19 protein-coding genes are annotated in these 24,526 nt (G+C 61.7%); 15 read left to right on the forward strand and 4 right to left on the reverse strand.

Features of this window, described 5'->3' with window-relative positions; translation table 11 throughout:
• Positions 1 to 27: 27 nt before the first annotated feature.
• Positions 28 to 1,011, reverse strand: a complete 984-nt coding sequence (locus FAZ30_RS12410; RefSeq protein ID WP_124644344.1) for a bile acid:sodium symporter family protein — start codon at positions 1,009 to 1,011, stop codon at positions 28 to 30.
• Between the two features lie 99 nt (positions 1,012 to 1,110).
• Here FAZ30_RS12410 and FAZ30_RS12415 point away from each other — a divergent pair, with 99 nt between their 5' ends.
• Together FAZ30_RS12415 and FAZ30_RS12420 are read left to right on the forward strand one after the other, a co-directional pair.
• Positions 1,111 to 2,046, forward strand: a complete 936-nt coding sequence (locus tag FAZ30_RS12415) for a LysR family transcriptional regulator (protein ID WP_124644343.1) — start codon at positions 1,111 to 1,113, stop codon at positions 2,044 to 2,046.
• 72 nt (positions 2,047 to 2,118) lie between these two features.
• Complete coding sequence (locus FAZ30_RS12420) at positions 2,119 to 2,727, forward strand: hypothetical protein (protein ID WP_124644342.1); 609 nt, start codon at positions 2,119 to 2,121, stop codon at positions 2,725 to 2,727.
• Positions 2,728 to 2,893: 166 nt separating this feature from the next.
• Here FAZ30_RS12420 and FAZ30_RS20405 read toward each other — a convergent pair whose 3' ends face one another.
• The gene (locus FAZ30_RS20405) at positions 2,894 to 4,471 is read right to left on the reverse strand and encodes a methyl-accepting chemotaxis protein (protein ID WP_158613609.1); all 1,578 of its coding nucleotides are present in this window, start codon (positions 4,469 to 4,471) and stop codon (positions 2,894 to 2,896) included.
• A gap of 420 nt (positions 4,472 to 4,891) precedes the next feature.
• On the opposite strand from FAZ30_RS20405, the gene FAZ30_RS20410 reads away from it, so the two are divergent.
• From FAZ30_RS20410 to fliJ, 13 genes are all read left to right on the forward strand, one after another.
• On the forward strand, positions 4,892 to 7,081 hold the full coding sequence (locus FAZ30_RS20410; protein ID WP_168190837.1) for a methyl-accepting chemotaxis protein: 2,190 nt from the start codon (positions 4,892 to 4,894) through the stop codon (positions 7,079 to 7,081).
• A gap of 210 nt (positions 7,082 to 7,291) precedes the next feature.
• Positions 7,292 to 11,470, forward strand: a complete 4,179-nt coding sequence (locus FAZ30_RS12435) for a sensor domain-containing protein (protein ID WP_158613608.1) — start codon at positions 7,292 to 7,294, stop codon at positions 11,468 to 11,470.
• A gap of 44 nt (positions 11,471 to 11,514) precedes the next feature.
• Positions 11,515 to 12,282, forward strand: a complete 768-nt coding sequence (locus FAZ30_RS12440; protein WP_205676595.1) for a substrate-binding periplasmic protein — start codon at positions 11,515 to 11,517, stop codon at positions 12,280 to 12,282.
• Between the two features lie 90 nt (positions 12,283 to 12,372).
• A complete protein-coding gene (gene rlmF, locus FAZ30_RS12445; RefSeq protein WP_137009538.1) occupies positions 12,373 to 13,383 on the forward strand; it encodes a 23S rRNA (adenine(1618)-N(6))-methyltransferase RlmF in 1,011 nt (336 codons plus the stop codon).
• Between the two features lie 57 nt (positions 13,384 to 13,440).
• Positions 13,441 to 13,935, forward strand: a complete 495-nt coding sequence (locus tag FAZ30_RS12450) for a low molecular weight protein-tyrosine-phosphatase (protein WP_124644336.1) — start codon at positions 13,441 to 13,443, stop codon at positions 13,933 to 13,935.
• Between the two features lie 82 nt (positions 13,936 to 14,017).
• Positions 14,018 to 14,707 (forward strand): chemotaxis protein CheB, encoded by a 690-nt coding sequence (locus FAZ30_RS12455; RefSeq protein ID WP_124644335.1) that lies wholly within the window; start codon positions 14,018 to 14,020, stop codon positions 14,705 to 14,707.
• A gap of 9 nt (positions 14,708 to 14,716) precedes the next feature.
• Positions 14,717 to 16,090 (forward strand): sigma-54-dependent transcriptional regulator, encoded by a 1,374-nt coding sequence (locus FAZ30_RS12460; RefSeq protein WP_124644334.1) that lies wholly within the window; start codon positions 14,717 to 14,719, stop codon positions 16,088 to 16,090.
• Positions 16,091 to 16,092: 2 nt separating this feature from the next.
• On the forward strand, positions 16,093 to 16,413 hold the full coding sequence (gene fliE / locus FAZ30_RS12465; RefSeq protein WP_089085233.1) for a flagellar hook-basal body complex protein FliE: 321 nt from the start codon (positions 16,093 to 16,095) through the stop codon (positions 16,411 to 16,413).
• A 60-nt stretch (positions 16,414 to 16,473) separates the two neighbouring features.
• Positions 16,474 to 18,234, forward strand: a complete 1,761-nt coding sequence (fliF, locus tag FAZ30_RS12470) for a flagellar basal-body MS-ring/collar protein FliF (protein ID WP_124644333.1) — start codon at positions 16,474 to 16,476, stop codon at positions 18,232 to 18,234.
• The gene (gene fliG / locus FAZ30_RS12475) at positions 18,227 to 19,225 is read left to right on the forward strand and encodes a flagellar motor switch protein FliG (protein ID WP_059286226.1); all 999 of its coding nucleotides are present in this window, start codon (positions 18,227 to 18,229) and stop codon (positions 19,223 to 19,225) included. The genes fliF and fliG overlap by 8 nt, the downstream gene beginning before the upstream one ends.
• Positions 19,203 to 20,018 carry a FliH/SctL family protein gene (locus FAZ30_RS12480; RefSeq protein WP_137009539.1) on the forward strand — a complete coding sequence of 272 codons (816 nt, stop codon included), beginning with the start codon at positions 19,203 to 19,205 and terminating at the stop codon, positions 20,016 to 20,018. The genes fliG and FAZ30_RS12480 overlap by 23 nt, the downstream gene beginning before the upstream one ends.
• On the forward strand, positions 20,002 to 21,393 hold the full coding sequence (fliI, locus tag FAZ30_RS12485) for a flagellar protein export ATPase FliI (protein WP_124644331.1): 1,392 nt from the start codon (positions 20,002 to 20,004) through the stop codon (positions 21,391 to 21,393). The genes FAZ30_RS12480 and fliI overlap by 17 nt, the downstream gene beginning before the upstream one ends.
• A gap of 11 nt (positions 21,394 to 21,404) precedes the next feature.
• On the forward strand, positions 21,405 to 21,854 hold the full coding sequence (gene fliJ, locus FAZ30_RS12490; protein ID WP_124644330.1) for a flagellar export protein FliJ: 450 nt from the start codon (positions 21,405 to 21,407) through the stop codon (positions 21,852 to 21,854).
• A 23-nt stretch (positions 21,855 to 21,877) separates the two neighbouring features.
• Here fliJ and FAZ30_RS12495 read toward each other — a convergent pair whose 3' ends face one another.
• On the reverse strand, positions 21,878 to 22,918 hold the full coding sequence (locus FAZ30_RS12495) for an ABC transporter ATP-binding protein (protein ID WP_124644329.1): 1,041 nt from the start codon (positions 22,916 to 22,918) through the stop codon (positions 21,878 to 21,880).
• Positions 22,915 to 24,525 carry an ABC transporter permease gene (locus tag FAZ30_RS12500; protein ID WP_137009540.1) on the reverse strand — a complete coding sequence of 537 codons (1,611 nt, stop codon included), beginning with the start codon at positions 24,523 to 24,525 and terminating at the stop codon, positions 22,915 to 22,917. Before FAZ30_RS12500 ends, FAZ30_RS12495 begins: the two co-directional genes overlap by 4 nt.
• Position 24,526 lies beyond the last annotated feature (1 nt).

Below are 24,526 nucleotides of genomic sequence, written 5' to 3' on the forward strand. Positions count from 1 at the left end.
GGGGCTTTTCTATTGGGAGGCAGCGGGTCAGGCCGGCTGACTGGCCGCCTGTGCTGCCAGTTGCTGCTTGCGGTAGCGCTGGGCCAGCACCGCGCAGGTCATCAACTGGATCTGGTGAAACAGCATCAAGGGCAGCACGATGGAGCCGATGGCATGGCCGGCAAACAGCACCTTGGCCATGGGCACACCGCTGGCCAGACTCTTTTTCGAGCCGCAGAACACGATGGTGATCTGGTCGGCACGGTCAAAACCCAGCTTGCGGCTGGAGTAGGCAGTCAGCCCCAGCAGGATGGCCAACAGCAGGCCGCATACCAGTAGCAGGCCCAGCAGCGATTGCGGCGGGGTTTGTTGCCACAGGCCGCTAATGACCGCCGCACTGAAGGCAGTGTAGACCACCAGCAGGATGGAGCCTTGGTCGACATAGCGTAGCAAGGGCTTGTGCTTGTCCACCCAGCCGCCCATCCAGCGGCGGGCGATCTGGCCGGCGATAAAGGGCAGCAACAATTGCAGCACGATGTCGGTAATCGACCCCATGCCCTGATCGCTACCGTGATGGCTGATCACCAGCATGCCCACCAGCAGCGGCGTGATGAAAATGCCGAAGATATTGGATGCGGTGGCACTGCAGATGGCGGCCGGGATATTGCCCTGTGCCATCGAGGTAAAGGCGATGGACGACTGCACCGTGGACGGCAGCATGCACAGATAGAGCACGCCCAGATACAGCTCTGGCGTGACCAGCGGGCCGAGCAGCGGCTTGAGCGCCAGACCCAAGGCCGGAAACAGCAGGAAGGTGCAGGCCAGTACCGTCAGGTGCAGCTTCCAGTGGGTGGCCCCGGCAATCACCGCTTCGCGTGACAATTTGGCACCGTGCAGGAAAAACAGCAGGCCGATGGCCAGGGTGGTAATCAGGTTCAGGACCTGTGCCACCTCGCCCTGACAGGGCAGCAGGCTGGCCAGTGTCACCGTGGCAATCAGCGCCAGGGTGAAGGAATCGATCATTTTCAGCATGAGGCCACTCGTATTACGACAAGGAATCAGCTTGCTATTGAAACCGCAAACGATTCAGACTACAAATTCATTTATCGGATCAATACATGATTTTTTATTATGAATATCAGTTTGCGGCAGTTGCAGGTGTTTCGTGCGGTGGCCCGCTTGCGCAGTTTCAGCCGTGCCGGTGATGAAATCGGCCTGACCCAGCCGGCGGTCAGCCGCTGCGTGCGTGAACTGGAGGCCGAGCTGGGCATGCGCCTGCTGGACCGCACCACGCGTGAAGTGGAGCTGACCGCCGCCGGCTTGCGTTTTGCCGGCCAGCTGGGACGGCAGCTGGACGAACTGCAACTCTTGCTGGAGGAGGCGCGCAAGGAGGGCGAGCAGGCGCATGGCACGGTGCACATCGCCAGCAGCCCCACCTTGTCGGCCAGCCTGATGCCAGCCTTGCTGGCACACTGCGCGCAGCAGTATCCGCATATCCGGCCAGTGCTGCACGACCAGGTACAGCGGCTGAACATCGACAGCGTGCGCAGCGGCGAAGTGGATTTCGGCATCGTGGTGGAACCGGATGCCATGGATGAACTGGAATGCCAGCCCTTGCTGGACGATGGCTTCTGGCTGATCTGTCGCGACGATCACCCGCTGGCCGGCAAGTCCACGCTGAACTGGGGGGAACTGGATGGCCAGCCGCTGGTGTTGCTGGATTACAATTCGGGCAGTCGCCCCATCATCGACCGCATTCTGGCCAGCCAGGGCGCACATTGCCCGGTGGTGCAGCAGCTGGGGCATTCCAGCTCGGTCTTCCAGATGGTGCAGGCCGGCATCGGCATCAGCGTGTCGCCCGGTCTGGCGCTGCCGCTGCCAGCGGGCTCGCGTCTGGTCGTGCGTCCACTAGTGCCCGAGCAGCGCCGCACCATCATGCTGATACGCCGCCGCCAGCGCTCGCTGTCGCCGGTGGCGGAGCGCCTGTGGCAGCTGGCCTTGCAACTGGGGCCGCAATTGCAGGAAATCGCCAGCGCTACACAGGCTGGCCGTGCCGTCGCCGTCTGAGCTTGTGGTTGGGCGCGGCTGCTTTGATGAATCCGCTGTCATGGTGATGGCGGACTTACCCGGACAAGTGCAATGAAAAAACACGCTCGCCTGCTGGCATTGGCCCTGGGGCTGCTCTGGCATGCCGCCAGCCAGGCAGATCAAACCATCGTGCTGTTCCGCCATGCGGAGAAACCGGCGGCTGGCCTGGGGCAGCTTAGCTGTCAGGGGCTAAATCGCGCACTGGCGCTGCCGGCAGTGCTGCAAGGCAAGTTTGATCGGCCGGCCGCACTGTTTGCACCCAATCCTGGAGTACGCAAGAAGGACGGCGGGGTGGAATACAACTATATCCGGCCGCTGGCCACCATTGAGCCCACTGCCATCCGTCTGGGTTTGCCGGTGAATACTGATTACGGACTGGACGATCTGGCCGGGCTGGAAACGGCGCTCGGCCAGCCGCAATACGCCGATGCCACCGTGTTTGTTGCCTGGGAGCATCGGCTGGTAGCCAAACTGGCGGAGCGCTTGCTCAGCCGCAATGGAGCCGACCCGGCACAGGTGCCGGCATGGCAGTCTGCTGATTTCGACAGTATTTATATTGTCACGCTGCACCAGCAGGACGGGCGGCGTCAGGCCAGCTTTCGTGTGGAGCAGCAAGGCTTGAACCTGCAGTCGGCGGTTTGCCCCGGAGCAGGGGCGTAGTGCCGTCCTGAGGGGTGAGCCGGTCAGAGCCTGTTCAAAGTCTCGCGAGCTAGAGTGAGACAAGGCGAAAACGGCTAAGGAAGCGGAGTTTACCTAGAGTAAATGAGCATTCCGCAGACGTTTTTAACGCGGTATCACCAAAGCGCAGCAGACTATGAACGGGTTCTCAGGTGCGAAAGCGGCTGACCACCCCCTGCATCTGACCCGCCAGCTGTTCCAGTTCGCCGGCCGACTGTGAGGTGTGACGGGCTACGCCATGATTGTCCTCGGTCATCTTGGCCACTTTTTCCACCTGGGCGGCAATTTCATGGCTGGTGGCACTTTGCTGTTGCAGGGCGGTAGAGATGGCATTGATGGCATGAATCACTTGCTCGGCCCCGCTCTGGATTTCGCTCATGCGCTCGCCAGCCTGCTTGGCCAGCTGCTCGCCGCTCCCCACCCGTAGCACCACTTGCTCCATTTCCTTGGCTGCCGTGTTGGTGCTGCCCTGGATCTGGCTGATCATCTTGCCGATTTCCTGGGTCGAGCTGCTGGTGCGTTCCGCCAGCGAGCGCACTTCGTCGGCCACAACGGCAAAGCCACGCCCCTGTTCGCCGGCGCGTGCCGCCTCGATCGAGGCATTCAAGGCCAACAGATTGGTCTGATCGGCGATTTCCTTGATCACCTGCACCACGGCAGAAATATTGCGCGAGTGCTGGTTCAGCTCCTGCACCGTATCGCTGGCACTGTGCACCGCGCTGACGATATGGCTCATTTCTGCGGCGGCATCATGGATGATCTGCCCGCCCTGGCGTGATATCTCGCCGGCATTATGCGACAGCTGCAGCGCGGTGCCGGCATTGTTGGCCACATGGTTCACGCTGACCGACATCTGTTCCACCGCCGCTGCCATTGATGCGGCTGCTTCGTTCTGGCTATCCACGCTGCTGACGATTTCCCTGGCCGTGCCGTAGAGCACGACGGCAGAGGAAGACAGCTGCTGCGACCCCTGCTGGAACTGCTGCACCATGGCATGGGTGTGTTCGATGAACTGGTTGACCGCCTGGGCGATGGCCGCCAGCTCATCCTTGCCTGCGGCCGGCAGCCGGGTTGCCAACTGCCCGGTGCTCAGTTGCTGCAAGGCTTGCAGCATGGGCTGCAGGGTATTTCGCAGGCCACGTGACATGCTGGTCACAAACAGCAGCAAGCAGCAGGCCAATACCATTAGCGGTGCCAGCACCAGCCAGAACTGCATGGCCAGCAGCTCGGCCACCTTGGCTTTGGAAGCCGCGCAATCGCGGCTCATGCTGCTGATGGCGGCTTCCACTTCCTGTTGCAGTGGCACGAACTCCTTGTTGTACAAGGGAATCAACTGATCGTTGGCCGCCTTGGCATCGGTCTTGGCCTGGCTCATCAGCGCATGCGAGTCCTGGTCATAGCGCTGCCACAGCGAGCGCAGATGCTGGGCCTGTTCGCGGATGGCTGGTCGGCGTGCCAGCTTTTCCAACTGCTCCAGTTGCAGTTCGATGTTCTTTTCGGCATCAGCAAAAATCTTGGCGGTTTCCACCGTGGTGGGATCCAGCTGGATGGTGGAAAGGGCGCTGGCCTTGACCTCCAGCAGGCGCTGCACATGCTCGGTACGTCGGGTCAGATCATTCTGGTTGCTCTGCAAATTGCTGAGGCTGATGAACACTGCCACACCGATGGCAATAAAGCCCAGAATCGTAATCGCACTGAGTAGCTGCATTTTTCTGGCGATGCTCATCTTTTCCCCTTTCAAACCTGTCATTTTTCTGCTGCCTGAGTGCTGCAAGCTGCCTATCCCTGATGGGAGCGGCGCTGCCGGCTCATGCTGGCGGCTGTGCTTCTACTCTATAGCATGTAAGTGCCGGCACTGATTTTATATTTGAATGTCATCAAAATGTTGCGGTAGCGCAAGGCGGAATGTTATGTGGGGTTTTCTTCTGCCTGGTGTGCTGTGAAGTCGGCACTTTCTGCTGCCCGTGTAGGGGCTGTTTTTAAATTAAATCATTTTTATTTGATGGGATTTGTAATGAGAAGGCGAGCGCAGGCTAGGTATTGGCTGAGGCCAATCGGGAAATCAGCCGATGCTGGCTAAAAGTCTTCTATAACTCTCTTAACAGCATTTTTCTGTTTGTCATATTTAATAAGAAAACGAGTTGACATGACAAAAACGCGCTTGTCGCCCTGGAGAGTATTTCTTTACATCCGCCTGTTCTGGCTGCTGCTGCTGTTTGCCGTGCTGTTTGTCGCCAGTCAGTGGTGGCTACGGCATCTGTATGCCGAACGGCTGACAGAGGCCCGCCAGCAGGTGATCCAGCAGGAAGCCATGCCGCAGCTGGAACGCAAGCGCCGGCAATTGCAGGACATGTTCAACACCATGTACGAAAACAGCCGCACCATCAGCCTGCTGCCGAGTGTGCGGCAGATCCATGGCGGCAACCGGGCAGACGAAAAGGAAGATGTGGTGGCCGGCCACCGCTTTACTGCGGATGCCTTCAATACGGTCCAGCAGATTTTCAACAATATGGTCAGCCGCACCCGCGTCTCCGAGGTGTATGCGGTGATGGACGGGCTGGATTACAAAAAAGGCCAGGTGCCGTTTTTCATGTTTGACACCGTGCGGCTGGAGCCAGAGGCCGGCAAGAAAGAAGAAGACGAAGCCAAGAGCAAGGATCCGGACCAGCCAGAACAACTGGAAGACGAGGAGTACAGCTATTTCCCGCGCCAGCTGGCCGAACTGAAAGCCGCCTATCCACGCTTCAATTTCAAGGTGCTGGATGATATTCCGGCGGCCACCTCGCCGCTGATGCGCACCTGCGACAATACCCAGTACTACTCCAAAGCACAGTGCAATGTGTACGACGCCTCCGGCTTTCTGTATTCGGTGCCGGTGTACAACAACGAGCATGCGTTCATCGGGGTCATTTCCGCCATTGTCCGTGGCAATGTCTTCGAGGCGGCGCTGCTGGACCTGCCCTATCTGGTCCTGACCGGCAAAGACCGCGAAGAAGCCGCCAAGACCGGGCTGAAAATGCCGGCCGAGGCCGCCGGTTTCGCGCTGGTGAATGCCGAGCGCGGCATCCGCATCTTCGACCGGCGCAACACCGTGCTGCCGGATCTGCTGGCTGGCAAGAGCAATGCCGAGGCCCAGGGTGGAGCCATGCTCAGCCTGCCCTTGCAGATACACAGCGACAAGGCCTGGCTGGTGTACTACCACCTGACGCCGGCGCAGCTGGCGCAAAAGCTGGCACCGCTGCAAGCCAGTCAGCGCAATACCATGCTGAGTGTGGCGCTGGTCATGGGCTTGCTGTTGTTGTTCGGCCTGTTCGTGGTGTACCGGCAATACCTGACCTTCAAGCAGATTTACGATTTGCGGCGCATTGAAAAAACCATGATTGCGGTGGCTGACCATTTCGACCTGACCTGCCGGGTGGAGGGCTTGTGCAGCAAACAGGCCGCCCGGGCGGGCATGGCGCTGAACAATCTGCTGCAAGCCTTGCAGGACAGCATGCTGGAAGTGGAGCAGCGCCTGCAGCAGGTGGTGATGGCCAATCGCAATATGGGTAGCGCCTCGCAGCATCTGACTGCGGTGGCCGAGGCGGGTGAGCGCGCTTCGCAGCATATCGACCAGGAATTGCAGCAGCTCAATGGCGGCATGCTCGACATCCTGCAAAAAACCGGACAAGCCGCCGCGCTGTGTAGCGAATCCGCCGTGCAGGCCAGACAGAACAACGCGGCCATCCAGACTGCGTTGGGGGATATCCGTTCGGTGGCTGCCGCCGTCGGCCAGACGGCAACATGCCTGCATCAGTTGCAGGATTCGAGTTCCGCCATTACCAAGATTGTCGGGGTGATCGAGTCGCTGGCGGATCAGACCAACCTGCTGGCGCTGAATGCTGCCATCGAAGCCGCGCGCGCCGGCGAGTCTGGCCGTGGCTTTGCCGTGGTGGCGGACGAGGTACGCAAGCTGGCCGACTCCACCAGTCGTTCTACCGGCGAAATCGACACCATTGTCAAATCCATCGGCAGCCAGGTGCAGGTGGCGGTGCGCGACATGCAGGCAGTCGAGGCCAGTGTCAGTACCAGCGTGGACAATATCAGCCAGGCTGGCGATGCGGTGAAGAGCATCAGCCTGCAGTCTGATCAGGTAGTGCAACTGGTGGGCAGTGTCAGCCAGAAAGTGGCGGTGCAGCAGCAAAGCTGTGCCGAGGTGGCCAATGATGTCAGCGGCATTGCCGGCAATGCCTCGGAAACCCGTAGCGAGGTGGATGCGACCAATCAGGCGCTGAGCGCACTGGACAGCCAGGTCGAACATATTCACGCCATCGTGGCACGCTTCCGTTTGAGCTAAACCGGCCACAGTTGTAGAAAATTAGCAGGGAAAATCAGGGTTTTAATGATTTTCTATCGAAAGATGGATTTTTTGATGAAAATATATAAATAATCAGCGGTTTTTTACACGATATTTCTGCTTGGCCAGCCCGCCCGTTGACAGCAAGGCTGTCGGGGCCGGGCCGGCCATCTCGAAGCAGCCCCTTCACCGCTCAAGGCAATGGCTGGCATGGTCGCGTCTGTTCGTAATCGTTATATCCGCCTGGTCGTCGTGGCCTATGGCGTGCTGGCCATGCTGTGGATTCTGCTATCGGACAGCCTGCTCAGCCTGCTGGCCGATGCCGACACCATGCTGCAGCTCTCCACCTATAAAGGTGGCGTGTTTGTCCTGATGACCGCCGTCATGCTGTTCTTTTCCCTGCGTGCCGTGCCAGCGGCAGAGCCTTCACCGGCATCTGGTTTGCTGGAAAACTGGGCCGAGCGCATGGGCCATGGCCGTATTGCGCCCTGGCTGGGCTACCTGTTTGCCCTGCTGCTGGCACTGGCGGTGCTGGGCTTGCGTTATCTCTTGCCCATCAGCGTGTATCAGCGGCCCATGCTCATCATGTTCATGTTGCCCATCATCCTCAGCGCCTTGCTGGGCGGGCTGGGGCCAGGGTTGCTGGCTACCGCGCTGACGGTTGCCGGGGTCGACTGGCTGGCCACGCCGCATTTTCACAGCAGTGCCGCCGAACCGTTCACTACCTTGCAATGGGGTTTTCTCGCCTTGTGCGGCGGTGCCGTCAGCTTGTTCAGCGGCTTGCTGCGCCAGCTGGCCAAACGCAATGAATCGCACCGCAATCTGCTGGAAGCCGTGGTGACGGGCACATCGGATGCGATTTTCGTCAAGGACCGGCAAGGGCGCTACCTGATGGTGAATGCCGCTGCCGCGCGCATGGTGGGCCGCGAGGTGAGCGCCATTATCGGCGAGGATGACCATGCCTTGTTTGATGCGGCCTCTGCCGCCGAGCTGATGGCGCTGGACGATGCCATCATGCGTGACGGCAGCCTGCACACCCACGAAGAATTCCTGCGCTTGCAGGATGGTGCCGCGCTGGTGTTTCAGGTGAGCAAGGGGCCGATATTTGATGCCGAGGGTCAGGTTGTTGGCCTGTTCGGCATTGCACGTGACATCAGCCGCCACAAGCAGGCCGAACAGGAGTTGCAGGAGAGCGAGGCCGCCTTGCGTGCGGCGCAGCGCCTGGCGGGTATTGGCAACTGGAGCTGGGATCTGGCCAGTGATCAGCATGTCTGGTCCAGCGAGGTGTATCACCTGTATGGGCGCTCTCCGGCATTGCCACCGGCAGTCTACCCCGAAGTCTGCACCTATTTCACCGCCGAAAGCTGGGCCGTTTTGTCTGCCCTGGTGCAGCAGTGCCTGCAGGATGGCCAGCCCTACCAGTGTGATGCGGAAGTGCTGCGGCCCGATGGCGAACAGCGCTGGATCACCGTGCGGGGCGAAGCGGTGCATGACAGCGCTGGACGGATAGTGCGCTTGCAAGGCACGGTGCAGGATGTCAGCGAGCGCATGCGGCTGACCATGCAGATCCGCAGCAGCGAGCGCCGGCTGCAGCAGGTGGTGGAGGCCACCAGCGACGGTTTCTGGGATTGGGATCTGCGCAGTGGCCATATCTATCGCTCTGCCCGCTATTACGCACTCACCGGCTACCGGCCGGAAGACGACACGCACGATATCGGCTTTTTCAAGCAACTGTTGCTGCCGGATGATCTGGGTGTGTGGCAGCAGGCTTTGCAGGCGCATTTGCGTGGTGAAACCGCTTTGATGGAATTTGATGTGCGGCTGATCACCCGCAGCGGTGAATTGCGCTGGGTGCGGGTGTGTGGGCGGGCGGTGGAGCGCAATGAAATCGGCGAAGTGCAGCGGCTGGTCGGCACGCTGTCCGACATCACCGAGCGGCGCCGGCTGGATGAGGATTTGCGCTTTGTGCTGAACGAGGCGGGTGATGCCATCTGGATTGCCGACGAGCAGGGCCAATACCTGTTTGCCAATCCTTCGGCCTGCCGCATGACCGGTCACGACCAGGCCCAGCTGCAACAGATGCATCTGGAAGACCTGCTGGCGCCGGCCAGCCTGCCCGTCTTGCCGGGGCATCTGCGTCAGCTGGAGCAGCAGCACTTCATTCGCAGTGAATGGACGCTGCAGCGGCTGGATGGCAGCGAGGTGCTGGCCGAGCTGACCACGGTGCACATGCAGGATGGCCGCTACATGGCCTTCGGCCGTGATCTGACCGAAAAGAAGCAGGCGGAACAGACGCTGCTGCAGCGCGAGCAACAGTTGGCGCGTGTGCTGGAAGGCTCCGATCAGGGGTACTGGGACTGGAATGTCCAGACCGACGATTTCCAGGTCAGCAAGCGCTGGAAGGAAATGCTGGGCTACCCGCCAGACAGCGGCGACATCACGCGCCAGGTCTGGCTGGGGCATATCCATCCGGAAGATTACCCCCAGGTGGAGGCGTCCTTGCAGCGCCATCTGGCAGGGCAGACCCCGGCTTATGAAATGGAAATGCGCTGCCGTAGCCTGGCCGGTGGCTGGCGCTGGATACTGTCGCGGGGACGGGTGGTGGAGCAGGATGGCCAGGGCCGGCCCTTGATGATGTCCGGCACGCATACCGACATCACCGAGCACAAGATTTACGCGTTGGCACAGAAAGAGGCTGCCATCGTGTTCGACAGCAGCTACGAAGGCATCATGGTGGTCTCGCCGGCACGGCTGATGACCAAGGTCAATGCGGCGTTTACCCGCATCACCGGCTACAGCGAACAGGAAGCCATCGGCTGCTCGCCGGCCATGCTGTCTTCGGGCCAGCACGGGCCAGCTTTCTATCAGGAGCTGTGGTCCATGGTGCAGCAGCATGATTTCTGGCGTGGCGAAATCTGGAACCGGCGCAAGAATGGCGATCTGTATGCCGAGCTGCTGTCGATCTCGGTGGTTCGCGACCAGTTTGGCCAGATTCAGCACTATATCGGTATTTTCTCCGACATTACCCAGTTGAAGGCGCACGAAGCCGAGCTGAATCGCATCGCCAATTTCGACCCGCTGACCGGCGTGCCCAATCGCCGCCTGCTGTCCGACCGGCTGGAGCAGGCCCTGATCCGCAGCCGGCGCAGCGGCAAGTCTTGTGCGGTGTGCTTTCTTGATCTGGATGGCTTCAAGGCCATCAACGACCTGCACGGCCACGAAGCCGGCGACCAGTTGCTGATCGCGGTGACCGAGCGCTTGCAGTCGGTGCTGCGTGCCGACGACACGCTGGCGCGGCTGGGTGGTGACGAATTCGTCCTGCTGCTGTCGGGGCTTGAGGGCAGTGAGGAATGCATCCCGGTGCTCGACCGCGTGCTCAGTGCCGTGCGACAGGAAGTCAAGCTGGCGGCAGCTGCCATCTGTACCAGTGCCAGTGTGGGCGTCACCTTGTACCCGCTGGACGATGCCGATGCCGACACCTTGCTGCGACACGCCGATCAGGCCATGTATCAGGCCAAGACATCCGGCAAGAACCGCTACCAGCTATTCGACCCGGAAAGCGACCGCAAGGCCCAGCTGCACCGCCGCACACTGGAGTCGCTGGCACTGGCCTTGCAGCAGCAACAATTCCTGCTGTATTACCAGCCCAAGGTCGATCTGGGCAGCGGCTGCATCATCGGCGTGGAAGCGCTGATACGCTGGCAGCACCCCGAGCGCGGCGTGCTGGCCCCGGCAGCCTTCCTGCCCACCTTGCAGGGGAGCGAGCTGGAAACCGCATTTGGCCGCTGGGTGCTGGATGAGGGCGTGGCGCAAGCCGCCCGCTGGCAGGAGCAGGGCCTGGACATGGCCATCAGCATCAACGTTAGCGCCAATTACCTGTTGCATGCCGATTTTTACCATCATCTGCAACAGGCGCTGCAGCGCTACCCGCAGCTCCAGCCCTCATTGCTGGAGCTGGAGGTACTGGAGTCGGCGGCACTGGCCGATATGGATCAGGCCCTGGCCGTGCTGCAGCAATGCCGTGCATTGGGCGTGCACTTCGCCCTGGACGACTTCGGTACCGGCTATTCTTCGCTCACCTATTTGCGCAAGCTGCCGCTGGATACGCTAAAGATCGATCAGAGCTTTGTCTCCAACATGCTGGACGATGCCGACGATCTGGGCATTGTCGCCAGTGTCATCCAGCTGGCAGAAGTATTTCAGCGGCAGGTGATCGCCGAAGGCGTGGAAACCATGGCGCATGGCGCGGTATTGCTGCAGATGGGCTGCCGTCTGGTGCAGGGTTATGGTATTGCCCGGCCCATGCCGGCAGCCGAACTGGAAGGGTGGTGCCGGCAGTGGCAACTGCAGGGACTGTGGCGACAACTGGGCGACGGGCCGGTCATCTGATGATGGCGGCAACTGGCGTAGAGCAGGGCAGGGCAGTTCAGGTGATGACAAAACTGGGCAGTGTGTTGATAGCGTGGTGCTGGATGTGGTTGTGCATGCCGGCGCAGGCCTTGCCGGCCAATGGCGTGGTATTGCAGATCGGCTTTGGCAGCAACAAGCCACCTTATATCTTAGAGGCCGAGCGCCGTGGACTGGAGCTGGACATCGTGGTGGCGGCCGCGCGGCGTGCCGGCATGGAGGTACAGCCTTTCTTTGCGCCCATGGAGCGCTTGCAGAGCATGTTGCAGCAAGGCCGGCTGGATGGCATTGCCACCACCAACCCCTACAGCGGGCTGCATGCCTATTTTTCCCAGCCCTATCTGGAATATCACAATGTGGTGGTTGCCCTGGCCCAACGCCAGCTGACGATTCACAACATCAGCGACTTGCAGCGTTATTCCATCAGCAGCTTCCAGCGTGCGCGCCAGCTGCTTGGCCCGTCATTCGAAGCCATGGCCAGTACCAATACCCGTTACCGGGAAGAGGGCGATCAGAAAATCCGCAACCGGCTGCTGTATGCCGGCCGCGTCGATGTCATTGTGGGCGACTGGCGCATCATCAGTCATTTCACCCAAGAGATGAGCGCCGAACAGGGGCGGCTCCCGGCGGTAACCGTTTACCAGCTGTTTGCGCCCACTCCGTATCAGATGGCTTTTCGCTACCAGTGGCAGCGCGACAATTTTGACCGCGGCCTGGCCCTGCTGCGCCAGAGCGGAGCCTACCGCGAGATCGAAGCCCGTTATGATGAAGCGGCTGTTCATGCACAGCCCTGAGTCCTGTGCAGGCAGGCGCGGATCGGACGCCGCTGCCGATTGCTGGCACAATGCCGGCTTTTCGCCGTATTGCTGTATCAAGGAGCCTGCATGCCAGCCAAGCCGCATGCCCAGGCGCGGTCGCCAGGCCCCCGCCTGCACCCGCGCAACCGTCACCGGGGCCAGTATGATTTTTCCCGGCTGCTGATCGCCTGTCCCGCACTCAAAAACCATGTGCGGCCCAATGCTCATGGCTTGCCCAGCATCGACTTTGCCAATCCGCAAGCCGTCAAGCTGCTGAACCGCGCCTTGCTGGCCGACTGGTACGGCATTCGCGACTGGGACATCCCGGCCGCCTATCTGTGTCCGCCCATACCGGGGCGTGCCGATTATGTGCACTGCCTGGCCGACCTGCTGGCGGAATGCCAGCAAGGCCGCCTGCCGCAAGGCGAGGAGATCCGGCTGCTGGACATCGGTGTGGGGGCCAATGCCATCTATCCCTTGCTCGCCCATGCCGAATATGGCTGGAGCTGCGTCGGCGCCGATATCGACAAGGTGGCGCTGGCCAATTGCCAGGCCATCCTGGCGGCCAATCCGCAATTCGCCGCGCATATCGAATTGCGCCACCAGCCGCACACCGATCAGATGTTCAGCCACATCATCGCCAGCGGCGAGCATTTCGATGTGACCATGTGCAATCCGCCCTTTCATGCCTCGCGGGCGGAAGCTGCCGCCGGCAGCCAGCGCAAATGGCGCAATCTGGGCAAGACCGGGCCTAATCAGGGCAAACAGCCGCTGCTGAACTTCGGCGGCCAGGAAAACGAATTGTGCTATCCCGGTGGCGAACAGGCTTTTGTTGCCAGCATGATTAGCGAAAGTGTGCGCTTCGCCCGGCGTTGCTGCTGGTTCACCAGCCTGCTGTCCAGCGCCGATAGTCTGCCGGCCTTGCGCCACGTCTTGCGTGAGGCCGGCGTCAAGCAAAGCCGGGTGCTGGACATGGCACAGGGGCAGAAGCGCAGCCGGCTGCTGGCCTGGAGTTTCTGGGATGTCGCCGGACAGCAGGCCTGGGCGGCCCGTTACTGGACCGCGCAGGACAAAGCCCCGGCTGCCAGCCGGCGTTGATTGGTTTATGGTGAAAGCAGGTGGCAGCAATGCGGCCAGCACGGAGTAGCGCCAGACATGAAGCAACATTACGCAGTCTTGATGGTTTGCATGGGCAATATCTGCCGTTCGCCCACGGCCGAAGGAGTGTTGCGCGCCCATTTGCAGCAGGCTGGCCTGGCCGGGCAGGTGACTGTGGATTCGGCCGGCACCCATGCCTACCATCTTGGAGAAGCACCCGACCCGCGCAGCTGCAAGGCGGCCTTGCGCCGCGGCTATGATCTGTCGGCACAGCGTGCCCGGCAGGTGAGTGCGGCCGATTTTCAGCGTTTCGACCTGATTCTGGCGGCCGATCGGGCCAATATGACCGCCTTGCGCGCACAGTGCCCGCCAGACAGCCTGGCCCGGCTCGACTTCATCCTGGCTCCGCTGGATCATGTGCCGGCACTGGAGGTCCCCGATCCCTACTATGGCGGCCCCGGCGGTTTTGACCGGGTACTGGACCTGATCGAACAGGCGAGTGCGCTCTGGGTCGACCGGCTGCGGCAAACGCTGCGCGCGGCGGCCGACTGATTATCTTGGCATAAGACGGGTGGGGCTTTAAGCTAGGCACCTGTATAAAGCTGGCATGGCCGGCATGTTTGCAAGGAAATAAATGGGACAGTTTTCGCGGGAACCATTGGCACCAATGGAAGTGGTACCCAGCCATAACGCAGATGTCATCCTGCCACGCCAGACCGGACGCACCCCGCTGGCCCGCCAGACCGTGATCGTGGTGGGTTCGTCCACCGGTGGCACCGAAGCCTTGCGCGTGCTGCTCAGCGCGCTGCCAGCCACCATGCCGCCCATTCTGGTGACGCAGCACATGCCCGAGCTGTTTACCAAATCTTTTGCTGCCCGGCTTGATTCACTGTGCCAGTTGCAGGTCAAGGAAGCCGAGGATGGCGAACGGCTGCAAGCCGGCACGGTGTATATCGCCCCCGGTCACTCGCACTTGCTGCTCAAGTCGGCTCCCACCATCGGTTATGCCACCTCGCTGCATCAAGGCCCGCCGGTCAATCGCCACCGGCCCTCGGTCGATGTGCTGTTCCGCTCGGCCGCCAATCTGGCCGGCAAGAACTGTATCGGCGTCATCCTTACCGGTATGGGGCGCGACGGTGCGCAAGGCATGCTGGAACTGAAAGAAGCCGGGGCCTACAACATTGCCCAGGACGAAGCCAGCTGCGTGGTGTTTGGCATGCCCAAGGAAGCCATTGCGCTCAAGAGCCAGCACGAAATATTGCCGCTCACCTCCATCGCCAGCCGTCTTGTCGCGCTGGTCGCCCAACGCCAGCCAACCGTATAGAAACCCGCGATGAAGTTGCCCATTCTTGTAGTCGAAGACGACGCTGACCTGCGCGAAGCCATTGTCGACACCCTCAGCCTGGCAGGTTATCCCACGCTGGAAGCCGGTGATGGCAGCGCAGCCCTGCTGCAACTGAAGAAAACCCCGGTGGGGCTGATCATCTCCGATGCCCAGATGGCACCGATGGATGGCTACAGCCTGTTTGAAGAAGTAAAAATTCGTTATCCCGGCGTGCCCTTCATCCTGATGACTGCCTACGGCATCATCGAGCGCGCCATTGCGTTGCTGCGGGCCGGTGCCACCCACTACCTGCTGAAACCCTTCGAGCCAGCCAGCCTGATTGCCGAGGTGGAAAAACACATCCTGCAGCTGCCGGACAGCGCGCGCGATGAAACCATCGCCGAATCGCCACAAATGCGTCAGCTGCTGGCGTTGGCCAGCCGCGTAGCCGGCAGCGATGCCAGCGTGATGATCACCGGCCCCAGCGGTGCCGGCAAGGAAGTGCTGGCGCGTTACATTCATCGTCATTCGCGCCGCCATGAAGGGGCGTTTGTGGCGGTGAATTGCGCCGCTATCCCGGACAATCTGCTCGAGTCCACCTTGTTCGGCCACGAAAAAGGCGCGTTTACCGGCGCAGCCCAGGCCTTGCCCGGCAAGTTCGAACAGGCGCAGGGCGGCACCATCCTGCTGGATGAAGTCACCGAAATGCCGCTGTCGCTGCAGGCCAAGCTGCTGCGGGTATTGCAGGAGCGCGAAGTAGAGCGGGTGGGCAGCACCCGCACCATCAAGCTGGATATCCGCGTGCTGGCTACCTCCAACCGCGATGTGGCGGGCGAGGTGGAAGCCGGGCGCTTTCGCGAAGACCTGTATTTCCGCCTGAACGTATTCCCGCTGCGCATTCCGGCGCTGGCCGAGCGGCGCGAGGACATCCTGCCGCTGGCACGGCTTGTGCTTAAGAAGTACGCTGAAGCCGCCGGGCGTTCCGGATTAAGCCTTTCCGAAGAGGCTGAACGTCATTTGACGGCCTATAGTTGGGAAGGTAACATCCGCGAATTGGAAAACGTCATGCAGCGGGCGGTGATTCTTGCCGCCGGGCCGGCAATTCTTGCCGGCGACCTGTTGCTGGATGATGTTTCCGGTTCGACACCGCTTACCCGGACAGAAACCACCGTTCCGCCTATCATGTCTGCAGAATCAGATATGAAAACGCTGGAAAAACGTCATATTCTGGATACACTGGCTGCAGTTGGAGGAGTCAAGAAACTCGCCGCCGAAAAACTGGGCATCAGCGAACGCACCTTGCGCTACAAATTGCAGCGCTACCGCGAGGAAGATGGCCAGGAAGTGGACCCGGATGACCTGGACGTACGCAGTACGGAGTAGCCATGTCGATTAATAATGTAGACCAGATGTTGAGCGAGCTGCGGGCCGCGTCGGCCCTGGCTGGCGGCAAGCCGGCCGCGCAGTCGCAGGACGCGTCGCAAGTTGACTTTGCCGATGTTCTCAAATCCACGATTGAGCAGGTCAATTCTGCTCAGCAAACTTCGCAGGAAATGCAGAAGCAGTTCGAGTTGGGAGATGAGGGGGTTAACCTGCAGGACGTGATGGTCTCCTTGCAGAAAGCCAGCCTGTCGTTCCAGACAATGGTCCAGGCGCGCAACAAGCTGGTGTCCGCCTATCAGGAAATCATGAATACCCAGGTGTAGCCTGGCCGAATACATATCCATGTTGCCGGCAGTGGCTGCGCTTGAAACTAAAACCACTGTATGGCTGATCTGGCAGAACAAAACGCGACTCCTGTTTGGCGAACCCGGCTTAACGATGCGTCTGATCGTTTCAAGTCGCTTCCCAACAATAAAAAAATCCTCTTCCTGGTGGCCTTGGCCGCCCTTTTCTCTGTCATTGTCGGCGCGGCGGTGCTCAATCGTCAGCCCAGCTACAAAATCCTGTTTTCCAATATTGCCGACCGCGACGGCGGTCAGGTTACGGCTGCCTTGCAGCAAATGAACATTCCCTATCAGCTGGGCGATGGCGGCACCGTGTCCGTGCCGTCAGACAAGGTCTACGATGCCCGTCTGCGGCTGGCGGCCCAGGGGTTGCCCAAGGCGGGTGGCGTCGGCTTCGAGCTGATGGACAACCAGAAATTCGGCATCAGTCAGTTTGCCGAGCAAGTCAACTATCAGCGCGCCATCGAGGGTGAGCTGGCGCGCACCATCGAAGCCATCGGCTCGGTGGAAACGGCCCGCATCCATATCGCCATCCCCAAGCAAAGCGTCTTTGTGCGCGACCAGCAGCAGCCCACCGCATCGGTCATGCTCAATCTGTTCCGTGGCCGCACCATGGACCAGGGGCAGGTGGCCGGCATCGTGCATCTGGTGTCCAGTGCCGTGCCCAATCTGCCGGTGAAGAACGTCACCGTGGTCGATCAGGACGGCAATATGCTGTCCAAGCTGTCCGACAAAGACACCGCCGGCATGGACCAGACCCAGCTGGGCTATGTGCGTCAGGTGGAGGATGGCTATGTCAAACGTATCGAAAGTATTCTTGAGCCCATTTTTGGCCAGGGCAATATCCACGCCCAGGTAACGGCCAATGTGGACTTCTCCGAAGTGGAGCAGACTTCAGAAAGCTACCGCCCCAACTCCACGCCGAATCCCTCGGCCACCCGTAGCCAGCAGATCGTCGAACGGCTGGGCAGTGGTGCGGCCAACGCGGGTGGCGTGCCGGGAGCCTTGTCCAATCAGCCGCCGTCATCCGCTTCGGCGCCGATCACCCTGCCGCCGGGGGCGGCTCCGGGGACCGCCACCTTGTCCGGCCAGGCCATGGGGCAGTCCGGTGCGCTGGAACGCGACATCACCACCAATTACGAAGTGGACAAGACCATCCAGCACACCAAGATGCCGCAAGGTGTGGTGAAGCGCCTGTCCGCTGCCGTGGTGGTCAATTATCGCAAGATGCCCGACAAGGCCGGCGAGGTGAAACCGACGCCGCTGACCGCCCAGGAAATCCAGCAGATCAATAATCTGGTCAAGGAAACCATGGGCTACAACAGTCAGCGCGGCGATACGCTGAATGTGGTGAATGCCGCCTTTGCCGATGCCGCCGTGCCGGTCACCATGCAGGAAAAAGTCACCGATTATCTGAGCAGCAATGCCTCCAGCCTGATCAAATACGCCTTGTTGACCATAGCCGTGCTGTATCTGCTGTTTGGTGTGGTGCGGCCTATCGTCAAGGACCTGGTCAAGCCGGTGGAAGCCGGCAAGAAGGGTGCCGATGGCCGTCCGGCTACCGATGCCGGTGGTCGTCTGCTGGCGGTAGCCGGGGATGATGAAGGTGGCGCTGCGGCGGCTGCAACCGCTGGTGGCAAGGCCGTGGCGGGCACCAATCCCGATGGCACGCCGGAAAGTCCCAAGGACGCCCAGATGCGTCAGTACAACCTTAATCTGGAAGCCGCGCGAGAGCTGGTGAAGTCTGATCCGCGCATGGCCGCCCAGATCATCAAGGAATGGATCAGCTCCGATGAGTGATAACGGTGTGCATCGCAGTGCCGTCCTGCTGTTCAGCCTGGGTCAGGCCGAGGCGGTAGAGGTGTTCAAGTATCTGGGGCCGAAGGAAGTGCAGAAGATTTCGCTGGCCATGGCGGCCATCAATAATCTCAGCTACGACCAGATCGACGACATCGTCGGCAAATTCCGCGAAGAATGCGCGGCGCGCGCCAGCATCGGCGCTTCGGACGAATACTTGCGCAATGTGCTGATCGAGGCGCTGGGGCCGGACAAGGCAGCCAACCTGCTGGACAAGATCATGCAGGGCAACGACCACAGCGGTATCGAAAGCCTGAAGTGGATGGACCCGTCCTCTGCGGCCGATCTGATCCGTCACGAGCACCCGCAGATCATCGCCACCATTCTGGTCCATCTGGAGCCGGACCTGTCCAGCTCCATTCTGGCCTTCTTCCCCGAGCGGCTGCGCAACGAGGTACTGATCCGTACAGCCACGCTGGAAGGCGTACAGCCACAGGCCCTGCGCGAGCTGAACGATGTGCTCACCCAGCTGTTGTCCGGTTCGGACCGTATCAAGAAGAGTGCTTCCGGCGGCATCAGCCTTACCGCGGAAATCCTCAACTTCATGGGTTCCAATGTGGAAGGCTCGGCGCTCAACTACATTCGCGAGTACGACCCGGAGCTGGCGCAGCGCATCCAGGACAAGATGTTCGTGTTCGAGAACATCCTCGACATCGACGACCGCTCGATTCAGACCATTCTGCGCGAAGTACAGTCGGATTCGCTGGTGGTTGCACTCAAGGGCACCAGTGCCGAGCTTAAGGACAAGATCTTCCGCAATATGTCACAGCGAGCTGCCGAAATGCTGCGGGACGATCTGGAATCCAAGGGGCCGGTCAAACTGTCCGAGGTGGAAGCCGAGCAGAAGGAAATCCTCAAAGTCGTACGCAAACTGGCCGACGATGGCCAGATCGTGCTAGGCAGCAAGGGTGGTGACGAAGGCCTTGTCGAATAATCCGATTATTCCGGGCGAGCAACTGCAAGGCTGGAGCAGCTGGACCCCGGCCGAGCTAACCCATGACGATGGCGAATTCAGCCCGAGCCAATTGGCCGGGCTGGATGCCTTGCGCCGTCACCTGGAACAGGCCCCCACCGCCGCTGCGGCTGAAATGGCCGAAGACCAGGCCGATGCCGCAGCAGCCGCGGCGGAAGCCGCCGCGCAGGAAGAGGCGGTTGGCTATCCCACCGCATCCGAACTGGAAGCCATTCATCAGGAAGCCTGGCAAACCGGCTACGACGAAGGCGTGCAGGCAGGCCATGCCGAAGGGCTGTCACGCGGCATGCAGCTGGGGCACGACCAGGCCAGTGAACAGTTTGCCCAGTTGTGGACGCCGCTGCAGGAGCTGTCCGGCAATTTCGCCCGCGAACTGGCACGGATGGAAGAAGAACTCTCCGGCTCGCTGCTTAAGCTGGCCATGCAATTGGCCGAGCGGCTGACTGGCGAGCACATCGCCCACAGCGACACCGCCATCGTCGCGCAGCTGCGCCAGGTGCTGGGCGAATTGCCCGCCACCATGAGTCAGGCGCGCCTGCGGGTCAATCCGGCCGATCTGGCCGCCGCCCGTGCATTCTTGCAGCAGGAAACACCGGAAACCCAGTGGCAATGGATAGAGGACGCGCATATCCAGCGCGGTGGCTGCATCGTCGATACCTCGTCGCTGCAGCTGGACCTGCGGCTGGCGTCACGGCTGGCTGCGCTGAGCAGTGCCCTGGGGCTGGATGCCGCACAAGATGACCTCGCTGATTGATCGACAACGCGCCTTTCTGGGCGATTGCGGCCGCGCCGCGCAAGAGGCTGCGCTGTGGCAACCCTGCGGCCGGCTGCTGCGCGTCACCGGCATGGTGATGGAAGCCACCGGCATCAAGCTGCCGGTAGGCAGCGCCTGTCAGGTAGAACTGGCCGACAAGCATGTGGTGGAAGCGGAAGTCGTGGGTTTTTCCGGCGACCGCGTCTATCTGATGCCGCTGGCCAATGTCCACGGCCTGTTGCCCGGCACGCCGGTGCGTCCGCTGGCACCGTTGCACCCGCCCTGTTACGGGCAGAATGTGGTGTCCGCTCGCGTCAATGGCCCGGCCGGTCGCCAGGTGCCGGTGGGTGAAAGCCTGCTGGGGCGTATTCTCGATTCTCTGGGCCGGCCTCTGGATGGCAAGGGCCCCATCCATCCCGAAGCTTATTTTCCCCTGCATAGCCAGCCGATGAATCCGCTGGACCGTTCGCCGGTCAAGCAGGTGCTGGATGTGGGCGTACGCGCCATCAATGGCCTGCTGACTGTCGGGCGTGGCCAGCGGCTGGGCCTGTTTGCCGGCTCGGGCGTCGGCAAGTCGGTACTGCTGGGCATGATGGCGCGCTTTACCCGCGCCGATGTGGTGGTGGTGGGGCTGATTGGCGAGCGGGGTCGCGAGGTCAAGGACTTCATCGAAAACATCCTGGGCGAGGAGGGTATCGCCCGCGCCGTGGTGGTGGCCGCCCCGGCGGACATGCCGCCGCTGATGCGTCTGCACGGTGCGGCTTATGCCACGGCACTGGCTGAATATTTCCGCGCGCAGGGCAAGGACGTGCTGTTGCTGATGGACTCTGTCACCCGCTATGCCATGGCCCAGCGCGAAATCGCCCTGGCCATCGGCGAGCCGCCAGTGACCAAGGGCTACCCGCCGTCAGTATTTGCCCGGCTGCCGCAGCTGATCGAGCGCGCCGGTAATGCCGCCAACGGTGGTGGTTCCATCACTGGCTTCTATACCGTGCTGTCCGAAGGCGACGACCAGCAAGACCCGATTGCCGACTCGGCACGGGCCATTCTGGATGGCCACTTTGTGCTGTCGCGCGAACTGGCCGAGGCCGGGCACTATCCGGCCATCGATATCGAGCAGTCCATCAGCCGGGTGATGGTGGATGTGGTGCCGCCCAAACAGATGGACCAGGCGCGCTATTTCAAGCAGCTGTATTCGCGTTATCAGCGCAATCGCGACCTGATCAGCGTGGGGGCCTATGTACCGGGCTCGGACCCGGTGCTGGACGAAGCCATGCGTCGCCAGTTGCAGATGACCAGCTTTCTGACCCAGCCCATGCACGAGTCACAGGACTACACCACCAGCCAGTTGCAACTGGACAGTGTGCTGTCGTAAGCGGCTAAGCCATGGCGCAAAGCAAATACACTTTTCTGATCCAGCTGGCCGAGGACAAACAGGCCGCCGCCGCCGAACGCATGCGTCAGGCGCAGGCCAAGGTGCTGGAGGCAATGAACCGGCAGGAGCAGCTGGAAAATTTCCGCAATGAATACCGCGAGCGCTTAACCACCGGCGGAATGAAGGGCATGAGCATTGCCCAGTGGCAGGACTTTCAGAAATTCCTTGGCCGGCTCGACGAAGCCGTACGTATCCAGCAGGGCGATACCGAATTCGCCAAGCAGCGTTTCATCATGGAACGCCAGGCCTGGCGCAACGAGCATAAAAAGCTCAAGGCCTATGAAAAGCTGCTGGAGCGGGAGCGCGAGCGCGAACAGCTGGTGCAGGCGCGGCGCGAGCAGAAAACCACCGATGAATTTGCCACCCGCCGCTTCTGGGACCAGACCCACGGCGAGGACTGAGCCTCGCCGCTGTTGTCACTGGCTCAGGCCTGCAGCAAATGGGCGCGGCCTTGCACCGTCAGCCCCACCATGCTGCCACATGCTGGCAGCGGCCAACTGGCGCTACGCAACTGCAGCGGGCTGCTCAGTTGTGGCAATTGCAGGCTGAGCAGGCTGGAATGGCCGCCAAAATCACACTCCACCACTTGTGCCATCACCGCTGGCGCGGCGTCAGCCTCGGCCTGCAGCGACAGTTGCTCCGGGCGCAGCATGATGCTGCCCTCGCCACAGAACTGTCCGTCATTGATGGCAATCTCCCCCAGCGCACAGTGCGCCCGGCCAGCCTTGATCTGTGCCGGCAGGATCAGTGCCTCGCCCAGAAACAATGCCGTAATCTCGTCGGCCGGCTGGCTGTATAGCTGCTGTGGCGTGCCGGACTGGATCAGCCTTCCCTGACGCATCACGGCCAGCTGGTCGGCAAAGGACAGCGCCTCGGCCTGGTCGTGGGTGACCAGAATGGCGCTGATGCCGGCCTCGCCCAGCAGCTGCGCCACCATCTTGCGCATGGCTGCGCGCAAGCCGGTGTCCAGTGCCGAGAAGGGTTCATCCAGCAGCATCAGCTGTGGCTGTTGTGCCAGTGCCCGGGCCAGCGCCACGCGCTGCTGCTGGCCGCCAGACAGTTCATGCGGCCAGCGCTGCAGCATGTGCTGCTCCAGCGCCACCATCTCTACCAGCTCGGCGATGCGCTGCTGGCGGGCAGGTCCCTTGTCTGACAGGCCAAAGCCGATATTGTCGGCCACCGTCAGGTGGGGAAACAGTGCGCCATCCTGCGCCACATAACCGATGCGGCGCAGATGAGCGGGCAGGGCGCGGCCATCTGCGGCCAGGGTCTGGCCGTTCAGGCTGATGCTGCCGCTGTCGGGAAACTCGAAGCCGGCGATCATGCGCAGCAGGGTGGTCTTGCCCGATCCGGAAGGGCCGACAATCGCCAGCCGGCTGCCGGCGGTGGCATGCAGGGAAACATGGTCGACAGCCTTGACGCTGCCGTAGTGTTTGCTCAGTTCGTGCAGATGCAGGGAGGTCATCGTCCAGCAGTCCGTTTGGAATGGTGATGGAGCAGCCAGGTCAGCGGCAGCGACAGCAGCACCATCAGCAGCGCATAGGGCGCAGCGGCAATGTAGTCGATTTCGCTGGTCATGGCCCAGAAGCCGGTGGCCAGGGTGCGGGTGCCGTTGGGTGCCAGCAGCAGGGTGGCGGTCAGCTCGTTGCTGATGGCCAGAAACACCATGGCCATGCCGGCAGCCGCACCGGGTGCGGCCAGCCGCAGGGTGACCCGCCACAATGCCTTGCCGGGTGTGCAGCCCAGGCTGCGTGCCGCGTATTCCAGCTCGGCCGGTGCCTGGGCGATGCCGGCGCGCAGGCTGATCAGGGCGCGTGGCAGGAACATCAGCAAATAGGCCAGCAGGATGGTCAGCACTGTCTGGTACAGCGGCCGGGCAAAGTTGATGGTAATGGTCACCAGCGCCAGCGCAGTAACGATGCCGGGCAGGGAGCTGGTGATGTAATTGCAGCCCTCCTGCAGGCGTTGCAGGCGGCTGGGGGCGCGCACGGACAGCCAGGCCAGCGGGATGGCTGCCAGCACCGTGAGCAGGGCTCCGGCGGCGCCAAACAGCAAGGTCTGCCGCAGCGCTGGCCACAGCGCATCGTTCTGCCATGCTTCGCGTCCGCCAGACCACAGCCAGTGGCCCAGTGTCAGCAGCGGCACGCCCAGGGTCAGTGCTGCCGTTGCCAGGCACAGCAGCAGGGCCGGCAGGCCCCAGCGCCAGCCCAGCCTGGTTGGTACTGTCTGGCGTGCCGAGCCCGAACCTACGCGGGCGTAACGCGCATTGCCACGGGTGGCGGCTTCCGCGCTGAGCAGCAGCAGACAGCACAGCGCCAGCACGCCCGCCAGCATATTGGCGGCCGGGCCGTTAAAGCTGGACTGGAACTGGTCAAAAATCGCGGTGGTGAAGGTGTCGAAGCGGATCATGGCATACAAGCCATACTCGGCCAGCAGGTGCAGGCTGACCAGCAAACCACCGCCCCAGATCGCCAGGCGCAGTTGCGGCAGGGTGACACGCCGGAATCTCGCCCACGGGGCCAGGCCCAGCGCCGCGGCACTATCTTCCAATGCCGGGTCCATGCGCCGCAGCGCGGCGGCGGCCGGCAGATAGATAAACGGGAAATAGGCGATGACAGACAACAGCACAGCCGCCGCCAGGCCGTTGAAGGCGGGCAGCAGGCTGATCCAGGCATAGCTGTGCACAAAGGCGGGTACGGCCAGTGGGGCAATGGCCAGTGCCGACCACACGCGTCGGGCCGGCAAGTCGCTGCGCTCGGTCAGCCAGGCCATGGCAATGCCCAGCGCCACGCACAGCGGCAGCGTCAGCACCACCAGCAGGCTGGTGTTGAACAGCAATTCACCCACGCGCGGGCGGAATACCAGCCTGGCCACCGTCTCCCAGCCGGTCTGGATGGAAATGACGATGATGAAGGCCAGCGGCAGCAGCGCCAGCAGTGAGACCAGCAGCGAACTGCCGCTGAGCCACAGTGGCAGCCGCCGCCCCGGCAGCTGCAGGCCCGGAGTGGTGGCTGGGTGGGTAACATCGGCTACCGCGGTGGCAGCCGATGTGCTGGATGACGAGCTGGGCATG

It is taken from the genome of Aquitalea aquatilis (genome assembly GCF_005155025.1).
In the GTDB taxonomy this organism is placed as follows: Bacteria; Pseudomonadota; Gammaproteobacteria; order Burkholderiales; family Chromobacteriaceae; genus Aquitalea; species Aquitalea aquatilis.